The sequence below is a fragment of the Spirulina subsalsa CS-330 genome (assembly GCF_028330765.1).
Lineage (GTDB): Bacteria > Cyanobacteriota > Cyanobacteriia > Cyanobacteriales > Spirulinaceae > Spirulina > Spirulina subsalsa_A.
The window spans coordinates 26,067-40,919 of the sequence record NZ_JAQMTY010000040.1 but is presented as its reverse complement, the minus strand read 5'-3'; the positions used below and the strand labels follow the sequence as shown (position 1 = coordinate 40,919).

The following is a 14,853-nucleotide window of genomic DNA, read 5'->3' as shown; positions in this document are numbered from 1 at the left end:
TCGAAGTTTTACCCAAAAGACTTGCTCTTAGAACCCCATACTTCAACTCTGTTAGGTCGCTTAATATGAATGTATCATTAATGAATCACAAGATAAAGCCGTCCTACAAGGACGGGGCTTTAGACCCAAAATTTACGGTAACTTTACTGATAAGACTGGCTTGGAAGTTGGTGCGATCGTAGCCCTTCCAAAATTTCCAAACGCCCCAGCCATAGGCCACGAGCAGCAAAAAGGGGATAACAAATTTCATAGGTAGAAAGAGGGGTAAAGGTGAGTATCGTTACGTTTGCAATTTTAATCGCTTCTGGATGAGTGCTCATCTGTTGGCTCGTCGGTTTTGGGCGTGATGGTGAGATCCGGTAAGCCGTCGAGGTTTTCGGCTTGGGCGGGGGCTTTTTCGGTGGGCAGGATGAGGGTGAGGCCGTTGGGAATGCAGTCGATGGTGATTGGCGTTGTCCCGGACAGTTCGCCATCGATGACAACGTTTTGGGGGGGATCGGTGGTGATTGTGAGGCGGCGGGTGCGGAAGTAGCCGATGTCGTCGCGTTCGGCGGGACGGTTTTGGATCGCAGTTTGGAGAAGATGCTGGGAGGCAGCGATCGCCCCCGCCCAATTGACCGGCGAGATGATCGTGACATCAAGCAAGCCATCATCGGGTAATAATTCTGCTGGCCCTTGGGCAAAAATCGAGGTCGAGGGCGCAATATTAGCCACCGTCACCGCGATCGCTGTCACTGAAATCACCCGATCTTCTGTGTCGAGTTCCACTTGAAACGGATCGAGAGTCCGCAGTTGTTGCACTCCCGAAAACCAATAGGCCAAAGCGCCAAACTGGTCTTTGGCGGCGCGATCGGCTCCTTCCACCACATCGGCTTCCAACCCCACCCCCGCCAACAAAATCACCGGCCGCCCCTCACTGCGCCCCACATCCACCGCCTGGGTCAACCCCTCACGGATCACCGCACAGGCCGCCACGGGATCATTGGGAATATCAAAGGCCGCCGCAAACGCATTCGCCGTCCCCCTCGGAATAATCCCCAGGGGAATTTCCGTGTTAATCAATTCCCCCGCCACCTGAGACACCGTACCATCACCCCCCGACGCGATGATCAGGTCGTAGCCTTCGGTTTTGGCCTGCTTGACGCGATCGCGGGCACTGAGGTCGGGAGTCGTCGGGTAAATGGTGAGATCAAAATGGGGATCTAACTGCTTGGTGATGATGGCGCGATCGCGTTCTGCATTGCCTTGGCCCGATGCCGGGTTAAAAATCAAACAGGCTTTTGTTGACATCAACCCTCGCTTGTGGTGTTTGGTTGTCGGTCTTGAACCGAGGCCCAAGGCTGATCGCCGTGAGTTGTCGCGATCGCCCCGGCCTAACTCAAGATTCCTTCAAGATAATCGTAAATGCTGAATTGATCCGTCACCTGGGCCGGGGTTAACGCGCCATGAATCACCCCACGATACTGCACTAACGCCAAGTCAAACCGACAGGGAACGGTGCTGTATTGGGGAAACTCGCCTAAAAAGAGTTCAGCCGTGTGCCAGAGTTGGGCCTGTTTGCGGGGGGTGATGGCGAGGAGGCCGTGATGATCCCAGTTGCGATCGCCCCGCGTCTTCACCTCCACAAACACTAGGGCCTGATGATTGGGTTCTTGCGCCACCAGATCCAACTCCCCCCGGCGACATCGCCAGCGGTGGTGTAAGACCTGCCAACCCCGGCACTGAAGCCACTGTTGAACGCGAATTTCACCCCAATACCCGACCCAATAATCCTGCTGTTTCTGTGGTTTGCCCATGGGTACATCCCTCCTTCGTTGCATCACAATCTCGCTCCGTCCAAACTGAAAGAACTCTAGCGGAGAACAATGATAGGATCGCAATAAAACCTGATGAGCATCTGTGTTGAAACCGTCATGATTATGAAACGTTTGGGGTTAAACCTTCGCCGCATCGCCGCATTTGGCCTGGGTCTGATGATGCTGGTGATGCTCTGGGGGGCGATCGCTCCCCCTGCCGCCGCCACCGACTATAACAATCGCTTTTTAAACGGGGTCGATTTCTCCGGCCAGGATTTGCGCGATTCTCAATTCAAAAGTGCCGATGTGCGCCAGAGCGATTTTAGCCATGCCAACCTCGAAGGGGTAACCTTTTTTTCCGCCAACATGGATTCGGTGAACCTCGAAGCCGCCAATCTTCAGTTTGCCATGCTGGGATCAGCCCGCTTGACCCGTGCCAACCTCCACAATGCCAACCTGGAAGGGGCCTTAGCCATGGGGGCGCGGTTTAACGGGGCCAACATTGACGGGGCAGACTTTACCGATGTGTTGCTCCGTGAAGATATTCAAATGGAACTGTGCGATCGCGCCACCGGAACCAACCCCACCACCGGCCGCGCCACCCGTGACACCCTACTCTGCGACTATCTCTAAGGCGATGAACACCACCGCACCCACCCCAGAGCAAGACCGCATTTTGCAGCAAGCACGGGCCGGAGACCCCCAGGTGATTGCGCGGCTCCTCAATTACAAGCTCAATCCTGAAGGGATTAACGCTAAAGTCACTTGGAACAAAAGCCGTCTCCAGATCGATCTCGCCGCTGCGGAGTTTCCCCAACCCCAACGCTGCACCCAAATCATCGAACGGGGCTTAAAAAAACTGCAAATCCCCGGCTTGAGTCAGGTTGAAGTCATCGGCCAGCGATCGGAACAGTCCCAACCCCTCTGGCGACAAACCCTCTCCCTCGCCAGTACCGCCCTCGCGATTGATTTGGCCGCCTGGTTAGAATCCGGCTCCTCCCTTCAGGATGCGGTGGTCAATTTACCAGCGGTCTCCTCGCGTCGGAGTGAAATCACCACCCTCCCCGGCCCTGAAGTACAAGAGCAAAAATATCTTAATTTTCAACTGGGCATCGAAAACCCCGCTCTCCTGCCCGTGGAGTCGATTCAAGAGGTGCTGTATTTAGCGATCGCCCATGTCCTTCCCGTCCCCGACATGCCCGATTGTGTCTTGGGAATTTATAACTGGCGCGGCGAAATGCTCTGGATCTTAGACCTCAACCATCTCCTTGGCCTCGGCGGTCTCGATCTCGAATCCCTCTCCACCGTCACCGTGATCATCCTCAAATCCAGCACCCATTTACTTGGGGTTATGGTACAAACCATTGACGAAATCACCCCCTACGATCCCACCCTCCTCCAACCCCCCGACGGTCTTTTCCCCCCCGAACTCGAACCCTACATCACCGGCTATCTCCGGGAAACCAGCAGCATTGTCCTCAACTCCGAAGCCATTTTCCACGCCCCAGTTTTGCAACGCCGCTAGTGTCGTGGCATAGCTAAAATTGGGCTTTGTTGTAGGGTGGGTTAGGCGGCTAAAACACAGGCTATCACTGCAATCTAGCAATCCGCCGTAACCCACCGATAATGTCCAACGCTCCATGGGACGGTGCGTTACTGCAATCTAGCAATCCGCCGTAACCCACCGATAATGTCCAACACTCCATGGGACGGTGCGTTACTGCAATCTAGCAATCCGCCGTAACCCACCGATAATGTCCAACGCTCCATGGGACGGTGCGTTACGCTTCGCTAACAGCACCCTACTGGCGTGACACAGCTAAAATTGGGCTTTGTTGTCGCAAAAACCCGTTTTAACGGGTTCAGATTGAGTAGGCCAAAGTCGGCTTTGAGTCTCTCTAAAATTCCCGGACGCTAGCCTGGCCATCTTTCACTTCGCCCACAAGTACCAAGTCGGTACAGTTGACGAACAAGCCGTTTTCCAAAACACCGGGAATGTTGTTCAGGGTTTTTTCTAAACCGGCGGGGTCGGGGATGTCGTCAAATTTCACATCAATGACGAGATTTCCTTCATCGGTCACCACGGGGCCGGCTTTTTTCACGCCCATACGCAGTTCGGGTTTACCGCCTAGGGCAGCGATCGCCCGCATCACCGGAGTCATCGCCATGGGAATAACCTCCACCGGCAGCAAAAACGTCGAGCCGAGGCGATCCACTAACTTTCCTTGATCGACCACCACGATAAACATCTCCGCCAAGGTATCGACGATTTTTTCGCGGGTATGGGCTGCGCCGCCCCCTTTGATTAAATTTTTCTGGGGATCAACTTCGTCCGCCCCATCGATCGCCACATCAATTTTGTCCACAGCATCCAAGCTCGTCAGGGGAATGCCATATTTTTTGGCCAACACTTCAGCCTGAAAAGAGGTGGGAATACCGACAATATTCGTGAGGTCACCGCTGGCGAGGCGATCGCCCAAGGATTGAATCGCAAACGCAGTAGTTGACCCCGTGCCTAACCCCACAATTGAATTGGATTGAACCCGTGCGGCGGCAGCTTTGCCCACCTCCTGTTTCATCACTTGAACGGGATCGGTCGTCATACCATTACTCCTGATTAGTCGCATCAAAAACCGTTCTCATAATCCCACGAAACCGGGATCAATACGTTGAGATGGGGGGCGCGATCGCGCCGCCGTCCCCATCGCTCACAAAAAAAGGCAAGGAACCCACGTCCCTTACCCGAATGAACTCAAATAATTACAAGCGTGAATCGCTCAAGAACTGCTGGTTTGAGCAGACAGCATTTCTTTCAGTTTCGCCAAATCATCCGCCCAGCGGGGATCAGGTTGCACAGAGCCACCGCTTGAACTGGGCGTGGTAGCTCGCTTTTTCGCAGCGGGAGCGCGTTTCGGGCTGGGGGTTGGGGTGCTGCTGCTGGCGCTGCTCCCTTCCTTTTCTACCTTCGCTTTTTCACGGGGCAACGCTTTCTCAATTTTGAGCGTGCTTTCCATAAACGCTTGACCATTGTGCTTTTCAATCACTTGGTCTGCCATTTCGTCCGTCGGAACGGTCACAAACGCAAAGCCCCGGCATTTCCCGGTTTTGCGATCCTTAATCACCTTCGTCGAAACTTCTTCTCCAAATTCTTCAAAAATGGCGTGCAACGCTTGGCGATCCACAGATTCTTTCGGCAAATTGCCAACATAAAGACGAATAGACATAAGTTATTATCTCCGGATATGAATAAACGAAACGAACAAAGTCACCCAGTCACAAGCTGTGGACTTGGGCTAAACCGTAACACCGCTTTGCACAGGGAGCATGGAACGTAAATGAATTGAAGTGATGTTGTGCTCCCAGCCCATGATGATGCGATCGCGAATTTTTTGCCAAAATAATACTGATTAAACTGCCGACAACACGACTAAGAGTTTTCAGGCATACAACAGCTCAATTGTATAACAACGTCTACTCTGGGCAGGGAATGACCTGTGAACTCCTGCATAACTGACAGGCCAGATACAATTTACTTTTTTTTGTTGGCTCCACGATTAATTATTACAGAATGTTTACACAATTCGTCAAGTTTTCTCCAATCTTCTCTTCAAACGCCCCCGGAATTCTGAGATTAACCCCAGCCCTAATCCGTCCAAACGGTCAGTATACCCAGCCCTGACCCCCTTTCCTCCGCTGCCTAGTCCTCCTCAACATTCTTTCAGAGTTTGTGTTCAGTTTGAGCGGTTCTCCCTGGGGAAAGTCGCTAAAACGGGCGTAACACGAACAGCCACCGCCCTCGCCCATGGGTCAGAATTGGAGAAATCACAAAACGGTATCAATATTGACTGGCAGTTTTGTCAAGCCTTTGTTATGTTTTGTAATATCATCACCAATTCGCTTTGCTGATTGGGATGTCAGTTCAACGTCTTTATGTCGTTTGGAGGTCACTATGTCCAAGCCCATCGATCTATCTTTGGAGCAACAATTCAACATCCGCACGTTCGAGACTCAAGTTAATCAGATGAGTCGTGAACAGGCCCAAGAATTCTTGGTCAACATGTATCGCCAAATGTTGGTGCGTGAAAACATGTACAAAGAGTTTCTGCGGCACGAATGGGGGATTGGAGCCTAACCGACAAGATCCCCAGGAACGGCGAGGCCGACCTCAGTTCTCTTGCACTGTCCACAGCGGAAAATGCTAGGGACGCGGGGCGTTCCCTCAGACCGTTACTCTTAACCGTGACCCGACGGGTAACCGCCCACCTACAACCCACTCATCCCCAGCAGAAGATTATGCTGTGATTTCTCTGGGATTATCCTTTCTCTCTACCGGTGGTGCTGCGCCGATCCCTTTACTCCTCACCTTTATTCGATCGCGCCTCTGTGGTGCTGCGCCGATCGCCCCTGCGCCGATCCCTTTACTCCTCACCCTTGTGCGATCGCGCCTCTTCTGCACCATTGTGTTAAGCAAGCCACAGCGAAATTCAACAAGCATAGGATAATGAAAGGAAGCTGACCCCTCACCCGCTCCCGCTTATGTTTGAACGTTGCCTAGTTTGCACCGATTTTTCCGATGGTTTACATCGTCTGATCCATTTTGTCCCTGAATTAGCGGCGAGCGGTTGCCAACAGATTGTTTTTGTCCACACTGTACCCTTTTCGGACGAATGGGGCGTGCCACGGGTGGATCACGAAAAAATAGATCAGGCCCGAACCCGACTGCTGGCGGCGACGATGGATTGTCCCGCTGACACCGAGGTTCAGATTGAAGTGGTGTCCGGTAAGCCCACTGAAACCATCCCTAAATTGGTGGCCCATTACCACAGTCAAGTGGTGATGCTGGGAACCCCGACCCGCAGCTTGGCCCAAGAAACCATTTTTGGCAGTACCACGGTGGGGCTAACCCGCAGCCTCTCACAACCCCTGATGATCCTGCGCCCGCAACTGATTTCCACCTACACCCGCGAAGAGCTAAGCCTCCGCTGTCAACACCTCTGGCGCTATCTTTTAATTCCCTACAATGGCAGTGAAGCGGCACAGTATTTGATTCAAGAACTGAAAACCGTGCTCCAGCAGAACGAGCAGCAGCGTTTGCAAGCCTGTTTGTTAGTGTGGGTGATCACAGAAAGCGGTGGCCGACGGGAGTTTCGCCACGAGGTTGAGGAACAAATGGCCCAGGAAAAACTAGCAGATGTTCAGGCGGAACTTAAAGCCTACGGCTTGCAGGTGGAAACGGTGGTGCGTTCCGGTGACCCCATGGAGGAGCTAAATGATGTGGCGCTGGAGTTTGATATCAGTGCGATCGCAACGGCCTATGTCAGTCGAGGCGCGTTAATCGATTGGACTGCTCCGAGCTTTGCCAACGAAATTCTACGCCATAGTTGGTTTCCCGTCCTCTTCTTTTCATCCCAAGACTAAGCCCCTGCGCCATGCGATCGCCTGGGGTCAATAAGGGGGACGGGTGGAAACACTATTGTGGTTCGCTTCGAGCTTCATCAGAATTTTGGGCTTCAACTTTTCGAGTTCCTGCCGGAGCAAACCTTTACTCATCGCCGCTTGACCCGCGTCGGGAATACCCTTGCTAATTTGCACCCAATCTTGGAGGCGTTGACATTGTTCGGGGTCAATGGTGGTGGTGGTGACATGTTCGCAGCGGGCAGGATTTTCCAGGGCGAAAAACAAGACCCGATAATGGCCAATTTCCCCCAGTAAGCGCGTCACTTGCTGACCCATGGGGGTTTTAAGGTCAAGATAGCAGGGCAACCAACGCGCTCCGTGCTGACGGTTGTAAAGCACCGTTAACCACAACAGCATCGGATGGGGAATGGTGGAAAAGAGAAACTGATTATACCGAGTGCTAGAGCGTCGGTTAACAATGTCATTTAACTCCAGCATCACCCAGAGGGAGGCAACGGCATCGCTTTCAGAGCGGATGATTTGCGGGAAAACAATTTTTTGGCGCGGCTTATTGTTGGGCCATTGTTTACTCCAGCAAGCGTTTTCGATCGTGGAGGGGATGCTAGGGGTGGTTGAGGTCGCGGCGGTGGTGGCGATCGCATCCAATTGCGCAATTTTCTGCGATCGGTTGAATTCCACCTCCATCGGTTCAATCAGTTGCAAAATTTCCTGCACCGACTGGGGACGATGCTCCGGGTTTTTCGCCAAACACCGCATCACCAACTGGCTCAACTCCGGCGGAATTTTTAACTCCGGGCGCAGGGGCAACGGTCGGAATTCGTGGTGCGCCTTGTACCAGCCCCCAAAGGAATTATTTTCCGGCAACAGGGGCATATCCCGTGAGAGCATCTCGTAGAGCGTCACCCCCAGACTGTAGATATCCGAGCGATGATCTAATTCTTTCCCTTCCATCTGTTCCGGCGAACAGTAGGCCAACGTCCCCATAAACGAATGGGTTTGATCCCGGTTGGCTTCGATTAATTTCGCAATCCCAAAATCCAGCAGTTTCACCAGTTCCCCCACGCTGGGATCTTGGGTGAGGAGAATATTACTCGGTTTAATATCTCGGTGAATGATTTGGCTCGGTTCCCCTTTAAATAAAATGCCCTGGTGGGCACAGTTCAGCCCCCGGCACACTTGGCGCACAATACTCAAACACCGTCCGAAGGGGATGGCGTTGGCTTTGATGATGTCGCTGAGGTTTTCCCCTTGGAGAAACTCCATCACGTAGTAGGGCACATCATGTTCATCTACGCCGTAATCCTTAACGCGGACAATGTGCATCGTTTTTTCCGCGAGGAGAGCGCAAATGGTGGCCTCTCGCTCGAAGCGATCGCGCATCCGCTGATTTAACAGGGTCTGCGCCAAAAACTTGACCGCAACATTAACCCCGCCCAACAGCGTATCTTCGGCACGGTAGACACGCCCCATCGCGCCTTTCCCCGCGAGTTCAACCAGATGATAGCGATTCGATAAGCGACGACCAAGGTTTGGGTCAGTCATAGTTACGATTCCCTTCTGAGAGCCATAGGTGATGGAGGTGGAATGGCTTCAGGCGCAGGCTAGCCTTTCCCCACCATTATGGCTTGATTTTCATACAGAATTTGGTAAATATACGGAGCTAACCTTGACGACGAAGGGTGGCTTCTAGGGTGGTGGTCATGGCATTCCCGACAAAAATACCACTCGAGAGCAGATAGGTTTGATCATCAAGACGATACAGGCTCTCGAATCCGCTCTGTCGCTGGCTTTGGCGTTCATCATCGCTAATCACACGATAGGTTTGCACAATCGAGTCCGGTGCAACCCACCCTTCCCCTTCAATATGCCCAAAGACACTGTGTTGAAGGACAAAATTATAGAGGCGATCGCCTAAATCTAGACGGCCTCTGTACTGTAGGGTAATGGGCGGCTGCTCACCATTGGGAAAATCCAAGCGAGTCACCCAGGTAAACCAGTTTTCTTGTCCCCAGGCGATTAAGGTTTTGCCCTGGATGGGAATGGGTACACCACTGCGTTCTAACCAGTGACCTTTGAACGTCCAGCGCCCTTCCTCTAGCAGAAAGGTGTGAGACACGGTGCAATAAGAGACGATAGGTTTTCATGCACTAGTATACCCTCAGGACTGACGAATCACGGGATGAATCTCACCGAGGGTACAGGCCTGCTTGGCTCCCGTGACGGCGGGGACATTGCCAGGGCTGCCATCCTGCCAACGCCAATAGGCCAGGACGGCAAAGGCGATCGCTTCTTTACTGCCGGAATCTACACCGTGCTGATCCGTGGTTTCCACCCCAGCGGGGGCGAGGTGGTGGGCAAGGCGATCGCGCAGGTAATGGTTACGGCTACCGCCACCACAGAGGAGGATGCGATCGGGTGGGTGGGGTAAAAAGGTGCGGTAACTGAGGGCGACGGTGCGGGCGGTGAAGTCGGTCAGGGTGGCGAGCCAATCCGCATCACTGAGGCCGTAGAGTTGGGCCTGTTCCCAGCAGTGTTGGAGGTAGTCCGGGCTGAAGAGTTCGCGGCCCGTGGATTTCGGGGGCGGTTGGTGGAAAAAGGGATGTTGCAGCCAGGTGTCGATCAGGTCGGCGCAGGGTTGACCTTGGGCGGCCCATTGACCGCCGAGATCGTAGGTTTGTTGGTAATGGGTGAGTTGGGCGATCGCTAAATCGAGCAGCACATTCCCCGGCCCGGTATCCCAGCCTAAAATCTGGCGTTGCCAATCCGGAGACTGACGCGGCGGCAGATAAGTAACATTACCGATGCCCCCAAGGTTTTGGACGCAGCGATGTTCTGTGGGGTGGCTGAGGAGGGCCACGTCAAGACGCGACACCAGAGGCGCACCCTGGCCCCCAGCCGCGAGATCCGCCGCCCGAAAATTGCTCACCGTTGGAGTTTGGGTCAACTGGGCGATCACTTCCCCCCGGCCCAGTTGAACACTGTAGCCCAGGTGATCGCCCTGGGGAGGGCGGTGAAAGACGGTTTGACCATGGGAACCGATCAAATCCACGGGGCCGGTGCTGGCCTGGAGGTGTTGGGCGGCCCCAGCGAAGGCCGTTGCGATCGCATCATCAAGGGTCGTCAACTGCGCCACCGTCAGGGGTTCACCGCCACAAACGGCGAGAATGTGCGATCGCAGTTCCGGCTCATAGGGCACAGTGATCCCCGCTTCGAGCGTGACGCGAATATCGAGATCCTGCCCCTCGATCGTCACACAGGCCACGTCAATACCATCCACGGACGTGCCACTCATTAACCCCATCACCCGCATTCTGTTTCACTCCCAATTCACCTTAAACAGCAGAATCCCTTTCGATGCAGACACCGAAAGGGATCGATCCAAACCAACGCGATTACTGGGTCGCCAGTAATTCCACGTCAAAAATGAGCGTAGCATTGGGGGGGATCACACCGCCAGCACCCCGCGCCCCATACCCCAGATCCGGCGGAATGATCAGCGTGCGGCGTTCACCCACCTGCATTGATAGAACGCCCTCGTCCCAGCCTTTAATCACTTGACCCACGCCAATTTTGAAGGAAAAGGGTGTGCCGCGATCGCGGGAACTGTCAAACTTTTTCCCATCTTCCAACGTGCCCGTATAGTGGACTGTCACCCGTTGGCCCGCCGTGGGACTCGCTGCCCCTGCCGGTGCCGGGGTAATCACTTCATATTGCAAACCGGAATCCGTTGTCACAATGGTGCTGTCGCTCACAGGGGCTTCTTCCTCGTCAAGAACAATGGTGGGGGCCGGAGCCGCCTCACGTTCCGTCAGTGTATCAGGGGTTGGCTGGCTTTCGGCAGCGATCGCACTCGGCCCCGCCCCCAAACCCAACACCAACGAGGTGATCAAAACCACCGCACAGACCGCCATCACGCCAAAACTAATCCAAATTTCACGCATAAACACTTCTCTTAACGCCACAGTTTATTTTCTAAATCTCGCACTTGATGCTCCAAACGGTCAATGCGGCCGCGCAGTTCATCCACTTCCGACTGCCGCGCCACCCCAAAATCCTGGAGCACATTCCGCAGTTGGATCTGCATCCGCTCTTCAAAATTACCCTGTTCTGTTTTCACTTTGCCCACCACTTCATCAATAATCGTGCGGGCTTGCTCCGGATCAATCTTGCCTTCAGTCACTAATTGATCGCCGACCTCGGTTAATTTTTCCGCTAGGAATGAGGTTGTGCCCACGCCGATCATGAGCATTTCTTGAATCCAGTTGGTGTTTTCCATACCCGTCTCCCATGGCGTTGATTGTACAAATCCGCTTCTCCATTGTCCCGCCCCAGCCCTGAATCTGCCACTCTGCGGCCGGAAAAGTTATCACCCCCCCGCCGATCAAAACGCCCAGACAAGGCGGTTTGTGAACCTTAAGGAAATAATCCGGTAATTCCGTAATGCGAGCATCTTGCTCGCTAAAGGTTGAGAGCCTTTTTCAATGACCGGATTAAATCGTTAACCTCAATTAGCCCCTTGGGTTGAAAGCAAGGGAACGATGCGCCCTTAATACATCCGGGTGAGGATATAGGACGAGAGATCTTCGAGGGCTTGGGCACAGGGGGAGGGGGGCAGGGTTTTGAGGTGGGCGATCGCCTGTTGGGAATGATGGGCCGCTAAGGCACGCGATCGCTCAATGCCGTCCGTTTCCCGCACCGCAGCTAAGGCTTGTTCTAGATCCCCCGCTTGGCTAAATTCGCGCTCAATTAACGCCGCAATATAGGGCTTTTCCTCCATCGCGTAGAGCACCGGAGCCGTCAAGTTACCGCTGGCCAAATCCGAACCCGCCGGTTTCCCCAGCACATCACTGGTGGCGGTGAAATCGAGAATATCATCCACAATTTGGAACGCGAGGCCGAAATGATGGCCAAAATGATACAGGTCTTGGGTTAACTCCACCGACGCATCACTAAGCACAGCGGCAGCCTTGGCACTGTTGGCAATCAATGACGCGGTTTTGTAGTAGCTTTTTTCGAGATAGGCTTCGATGGATAAATCCGTATCAAAGCGGTTTAACCCCTGGCGAATTTCCCCCTCGGCAAAATCGCGAATCACCTCCGAGAGCAATTTCACCACCTGCAAATTATCCAGATTGGCGAGATACCAGGACGACTGCGCAAACAGAAAATCACCGGCCAACACCGCAATGCGATTCCCAAAAAAGTTATTCACCGTGGCCACATTGCGGCGTAACTCTGACTCATCCACCACATCATCATGGACGAGGCTGGCGGTGTGGATCATTTCGGTGATTTCGGCCAGGCGACGATGGCGGGGGGTAATCTCTTGCCCGGCCATGGTTCCCCGCGCCACCATCAGGACGATCGCCGGTCGCATCCGCTTTCCTCCCGCGCCAAAGAGGTGTTCCGCTGCCGCACTTAAAATCGGGTGCTTGGCCCCCACGAGGGTTTTAAGGTTGGTGCTGAGAATGTCAAGGTCGGCTTCTACGGGAGAAAACAAGGATTTTACAGAGGTCATTGGTACGCCCCAATCGGCAGAGGACAGCAGGATGGTTAAAAAAAGTTTACATATCTTTTCATTTATTTTAAGACAAGTGCCCAGTGATCCACCAAGTTTGTGGAAAATTCCGGGGTGATCCGGGGGGCGATCGCTCATTTTGACCCAAAACTGGACGGAATGCCCCTAAAGCATGGTGAGATCCCCCACCACCTCCAGGCGTTTATAGGGACTGAGTTTCATAAATTGTTCCGATAGGGTTTCTGCGACGGGGGGCGTGATCCAGCCCAGTTGACGCAGAATGTGGATCGCGATCGCCGACTTCGCCCGCTTCGCCCCATCATGCACCTTAATCGCCAAGCCTAATCCTTCCCCAACGCGGCTAATACATTGAATGCCTTCGGCTCCGGCTTTACTCACTAATTCCCCTTCCGTCATCCGCATCAATTCCGTATCAAAGGCCCCCTCTCCCGCCACCAAATGCGGATAGTAGGTCATCGCTCGCACAATCCGTTCGAGATCAAGATGATCCCCGGACGCTAGTTGGGCGTATAGACTCGCCATCTGGATCAGGGGCATTGAATAGATCGGCGCACCACAATCATCGCGGGCGCGAATAAATTCATCGGCGGGCATCCCCAGGAGTTCGCTGATTTTGGTGATGATCAGTTTTTGGACGGGGTGGCTACGGTGCAGGTAGGTTTCGAGGGGATAGTACCGCTGTTGGGCGACGGCGAGCATCCCGGCGTGTTTTCCGGAGCAGCAATGTTGGAGGGGGCTGTCTTTGTCGGGGGGGGTGGGACATTGGAGGGCGGTGGGATCAATGTCGCAGCGCCAGAGAATATTGAAGACTTGGCGGGCGTGCTCGACGCTGCCGTGGTGGGAACTGCAGATGACGGCAAGGTCGCGATCCGTGAGGCCGTAGCGTTCGATCGTGCCGGTGCTGGTGACGGCGAGGGCTTGGAAGGGTTTGAGGGCCGAACGGATAAAGGTGCTCATGGCCGCATTACCGGCTTGGGTGAGCAAGCGCCCGCGATGGTCGGCAATCACCGCTGTGACGCGATGGGTGGATTCAAGAATACCTTCTCGGAGGAGTTGTACTTCTAGTTCTGGGGCTGGGTTCCGAAGGCCTCGCGTCATAATAGCGTTTTAGCAATGGGATAAAGAATAGGGAAGGGGATCTAATTGAGGGTTAAAGGTGGGTATCGGCGACGAACCAGAGGGCACTGCCGCCGAGGATACTGAGGGCGATCCAGAGGAAGGTGGTCTGGAGTCGTTGGAGGATGGGTTGCACTTGATAGGATACAACGAGGCGATCGCGCATCAACACTTCATCGGTTTTTTGCCATCGCTGACCGTCATACCAGCCGGATTCTTCGTAGACTACCTCGGTTTGTGAGAGGCGATCGCGAATATACAGCCACCCTAAATAAAGGCGGAGCAACAGCAGCACCACAATCACCAACGCTCCCCCACTGGCGGCTAAGGCAAATTGCAGCGGCAGCCGTTCCGGTCGAAAGCTCGCCGCCGCCGTTGGCCCCGCAATCACCCAACTCCAGGCCCACACCCAAAACAGTTTGCGCACATAAACGAAGCGCGATTGCACCGTCCAGTTAAAGAGCCAGGCTTCGCGCAACTGCTCATATTCATTGAGGGGTTGTTGCTCTTCGGGGACAGGACACCGGGTGGAAGGTTGAGAGGACATCACAGTAGCGGCTCCGGATCATCAGCGGGGAAATCAATGCGCTCGGCATGACCCCAAAATGCCTCTAAATTATAAAACTCTCGCTCGGTGGGCAGCAGCACATGAACAATGATTTCGCCGTAATCTTGCAAGACCCAACTGCCTTCGGTTTTGCCGGCGGTGCGGAGGGGGTAGCGTTGCCACTGCTCTTCCATTTTGGCTTCGACGGCATCGGCGATCGCCCGCACCTGAGTGCGCGAAAACCCACTTGCCACGATGAAATAGTCACTAAGGTAACAGACATCAGTGACGCGCAAGAGGGTGATCTCGGCGGCTTTGCGCTCATCGGCAGCGATCGCGATCGTCCAGGCCATTTGAGAGGTGGGATCAGCCGCGAGGTGTGCCGGCAGTGAGGGAGGAGAAAGGGGCGATCGTTGTTGGGTCATGCACAAAATTAG

Annotated in this window: 19 protein-coding genes; 5 read left to right on the top strand and 14 right to left on the bottom strand. The window is 54.1% G+C overall.

Annotated elements, in window-relative coordinates:
• Positions 1–103: 103 nt before the first annotated feature.
• From PN477_RS02965 to PN477_RS02955, 3 genes are all read right to left on the bottom strand, one after another.
• Positions 104–250: a hypothetical protein gene (locus PN477_RS02965; protein WP_272119678.1), complete on the bottom strand. Its 147-nt coding sequence runs from the start codon at positions 248–250 to the stop codon at positions 104–106.
• Positions 251–294: 44 nt separating this feature from the next.
• Entirely contained in the window at positions 295–1,290 is a 996-nt protein-coding gene (locus tag PN477_RS02960) for a YegS/Rv2252/BmrU family lipid kinase (protein ID WP_272119677.1), read from the bottom strand.
• Between the two features lie 83 nt (positions 1,291–1,373).
• Complete coding sequence (locus PN477_RS02955; protein ID WP_272119676.1) at positions 1,374–1,796, bottom strand: YraN family protein; 423 nt, start codon at positions 1,794–1,796, stop codon at positions 1,374–1,376.
• 93 nt (positions 1,797–1,889) lie between these two features.
• Here PN477_RS02955 and PN477_RS02950 point away from each other — a divergent pair, with 93 nt between their 5' ends.
• Together PN477_RS02950 and PN477_RS02945 are read left to right on the top strand one after the other, a co-directional pair.
• The gene (locus PN477_RS02950) at positions 1,890–2,429 is read left to right on the top strand and encodes a pentapeptide repeat-containing protein (protein ID WP_272119675.1); all 540 of its coding nucleotides are present in this window, start codon (positions 1,890–1,892) and stop codon (positions 2,427–2,429) included.
• A 4-nt stretch (positions 2,430–2,433) separates the two neighbouring features.
• A complete protein-coding gene (locus tag PN477_RS02945) occupies positions 2,434–3,321 on the top strand; it encodes a chemotaxis protein CheW (RefSeq protein ID WP_272119674.1) in 888 nt (295 codons plus the stop codon).
• Positions 3,322–3,694: 373 nt separating this feature from the next.
• On the opposite strand, the gene rpiA is transcribed toward PN477_RS02945, so the two are convergent.
• Both rpiA and PN477_RS02935 read right to left on the bottom strand, forming a co-directional pair.
• Positions 3,695–4,399, bottom strand: coding sequence for a ribose-5-phosphate isomerase RpiA (gene rpiA / locus PN477_RS02940; RefSeq protein WP_072622880.1), 705 nt, complete (start codon positions 4,397–4,399; stop codon positions 3,695–3,697).
• A 174-nt stretch (positions 4,400–4,573) separates the two neighbouring features.
• Positions 4,574–5,020, bottom strand: a complete 447-nt coding sequence (locus tag PN477_RS02935) for an RNA recognition motif domain-containing protein (RefSeq protein WP_272119673.1) — start codon at positions 5,018–5,020, stop codon at positions 4,574–4,576.
• Between the two features lie 725 nt (positions 5,021–5,745).
• Between PN477_RS02935 and PN477_RS02930 the strand changes: the two genes are divergently transcribed.
• The 3 genes from PN477_RS02930 to PN477_RS02920 all read left to right on the top strand — a co-directional run bounded on the left by PN477_RS02930 (position 5,746) and on the right by PN477_RS02920 (position 7,214).
• Positions 5,746–5,928, top strand: coding sequence for an NblA/ycf18 family protein (locus tag PN477_RS02930; RefSeq protein WP_072622878.1), 183 nt, complete (start codon positions 5,746–5,748; stop codon positions 5,926–5,928).
• 166 nt (positions 5,929–6,094) lie between these two features.
• The gene (locus tag PN477_RS02925) at positions 6,095–6,298 is read left to right on the top strand and encodes a hypothetical protein (RefSeq protein ID WP_272119672.1); all 204 of its coding nucleotides are present in this window, start codon (positions 6,095–6,097) and stop codon (positions 6,296–6,298) included.
• Between the two features lie 34 nt (positions 6,299–6,332).
• A complete protein-coding gene (locus PN477_RS02920; RefSeq protein WP_272119671.1) occupies positions 6,333–7,214 on the top strand; it encodes a universal stress protein in 882 nt (293 codons plus the stop codon).
• Positions 7,215–7,241: 27 nt separating this feature from the next.
• Here the strand turns inward: PN477_RS02920 and PN477_RS02915 are convergent, their stop codons facing one another.
• From PN477_RS02915 to rsfS, 9 genes are all read right to left on the bottom strand, one after another.
• Positions 7,242–8,756, bottom strand: a complete 1,515-nt coding sequence (locus PN477_RS02915) for a serine/threonine-protein kinase (protein WP_272119670.1) — start codon at positions 8,754–8,756, stop codon at positions 7,242–7,244.
• Between the two features lie 118 nt (positions 8,757–8,874).
• Entirely contained in the window at positions 8,875–9,330 is a 456-nt protein-coding gene (locus PN477_RS02910) for a hypothetical protein (protein ID WP_272119669.1), read from the bottom strand.
• 42 nt (positions 9,331–9,372) lie between these two features.
• Positions 9,373–10,524 carry an anhydro-N-acetylmuramic acid kinase gene (locus PN477_RS02905; protein ID WP_272119668.1) on the bottom strand — a complete coding sequence of 384 codons (1,152 nt, stop codon included), beginning with the start codon at positions 10,522–10,524 and terminating at the stop codon, positions 9,373–9,375.
• Between the two features lie 82 nt (positions 10,525–10,606).
• Positions 10,607–11,155, bottom strand: coding sequence for an FKBP-type peptidyl-prolyl cis-trans isomerase (locus PN477_RS02900; RefSeq protein ID WP_272119667.1), 549 nt, complete (start codon positions 11,153–11,155; stop codon positions 10,607–10,609).
• A gap of 11 nt (positions 11,156–11,166) precedes the next feature.
• Positions 11,167–11,490 carry a phasin family protein gene (locus PN477_RS02895; RefSeq protein ID WP_072622871.1) on the bottom strand — a complete coding sequence of 108 codons (324 nt, stop codon included), beginning with the start codon at positions 11,488–11,490 and terminating at the stop codon, positions 11,167–11,169.
• Positions 11,491–11,760: 270 nt separating this feature from the next.
• A complete protein-coding gene (sds, locus tag PN477_RS02890) occupies positions 11,761–12,732 on the bottom strand; it encodes a solanesyl diphosphate synthase (protein WP_072622870.1) in 972 nt (323 codons plus the stop codon).
• Positions 12,733–12,897: 165 nt separating this feature from the next.
• Complete coding sequence (locus PN477_RS02885; protein WP_272119666.1) at positions 12,898–13,851, bottom strand: asparaginase; 954 nt, start codon at positions 13,849–13,851, stop codon at positions 12,898–12,900.
• 52 nt (positions 13,852–13,903) lie between these two features.
• The gene (locus tag PN477_RS02880) at positions 13,904–14,416 is read right to left on the bottom strand and encodes a CGLD27 family protein (RefSeq protein WP_272119665.1); all 513 of its coding nucleotides are present in this window, start codon (positions 14,414–14,416) and stop codon (positions 13,904–13,906) included.
• A complete protein-coding gene (rsfS, locus tag PN477_RS02875; RefSeq protein ID WP_272119664.1) occupies positions 14,416–14,841 on the bottom strand; it encodes a ribosome silencing factor in 426 nt (141 codons plus the stop codon). Before rsfS ends, PN477_RS02880 begins: the two co-directional genes overlap by 1 nt.
• Positions 14,842–14,853: the final 12 nt, after the last annotated feature.

Coding starts and splice junctions, on each gene's coding strand:
- PN477_RS02955 (WP_272119676.1), bottom strand. CDS start 1,796: ATGGGCAAACCACAGAAACAGCAGGATTATTGGGTCGGGTATTGGGGT.
- PN477_RS02885 (WP_272119666.1), bottom strand. CDS start 13,851: ATGACGCGAGGCCTTCGGAACCCAGCCCCAGAACTAGAAGTACAACTC.
- PN477_RS02960 (WP_272119677.1), bottom strand. CDS start 1,290: ATGTCAACAAAAGCCTGTTTGATTTTTAACCCGGCATCGGGCCAAGGC.
- rpiA (WP_072622880.1), bottom strand. CDS start 4,399: ATGACGACCGATCCCGTTCAAGTGATGAAACAGGAGGTGGGCAAAGCT.
- PN477_RS02895 (WP_072622871.1), bottom strand. CDS start 11,490: ATGGAAAACACCAACTGGATTCAAGAAATGCTCATGATCGGCGTGGGC.
- PN477_RS02900 (WP_272119667.1), bottom strand. CDS start 11,155: ATGCGTGAAATTTGGATTAGTTTTGGCGTGATGGCGGTCTGTGCGGTG.
- PN477_RS02965 (WP_272119678.1), bottom strand. CDS start 250: ATGAAATTTGTTATCCCCTTTTTGCTGCTCGTGGCCTATGGCTGGGGC.
- sds (WP_072622870.1), bottom strand. CDS start 12,732: ATGACCTCTGTAAAATCCTTGTTTTCTCCCGTAGAAGCCGACCTTGAC.
- PN477_RS02880 (WP_272119665.1), bottom strand. CDS start 14,416: ATGTCCTCTCAACCTTCCACCCGGTGTCCTGTCCCCGAAGAGCAACAA.
- PN477_RS02930 (WP_072622878.1), top strand. CDS start 5,746: ATGTCCAAGCCCATCGATCTATCTTTGGAGCAACAATTCAACATCCGC.
- PN477_RS02950 (WP_272119675.1), top strand. CDS start 1,890: ATGAGCATCTGTGTTGAAACCGTCATGATTATGAAACGTTTGGGGTTA.
- PN477_RS02945 (WP_272119674.1), top strand. CDS start 2,434: ATGAACACCACCGCACCCACCCCAGAGCAAGACCGCATTTTGCAGCAA.
- PN477_RS02920 (WP_272119671.1), top strand. CDS start 6,333: ATGTTTGAACGTTGCCTAGTTTGCACCGATTTTTCCGATGGTTTACAT.
- PN477_RS02935 (WP_272119673.1), bottom strand. CDS start 5,020: ATGTCTATTCGTCTTTATGTTGGCAATTTGCCGAAAGAATCTGTGGAT.
- PN477_RS02905 (WP_272119668.1), bottom strand. CDS start 10,524: ATGCGGGTGATGGGGTTAATGAGTGGCACGTCCGTGGATGGTATTGAC.
- PN477_RS02915 (WP_272119670.1), bottom strand. CDS start 8,756: ATGACTGACCCAAACCTTGGTCGTCGCTTATCGAATCGCTATCATCTG.
- rsfS (WP_272119664.1), bottom strand. CDS start 14,841: ATGACCCAACAACGATCGCCCCTTTCTCCTCCCTCACTGCCGGCACAC.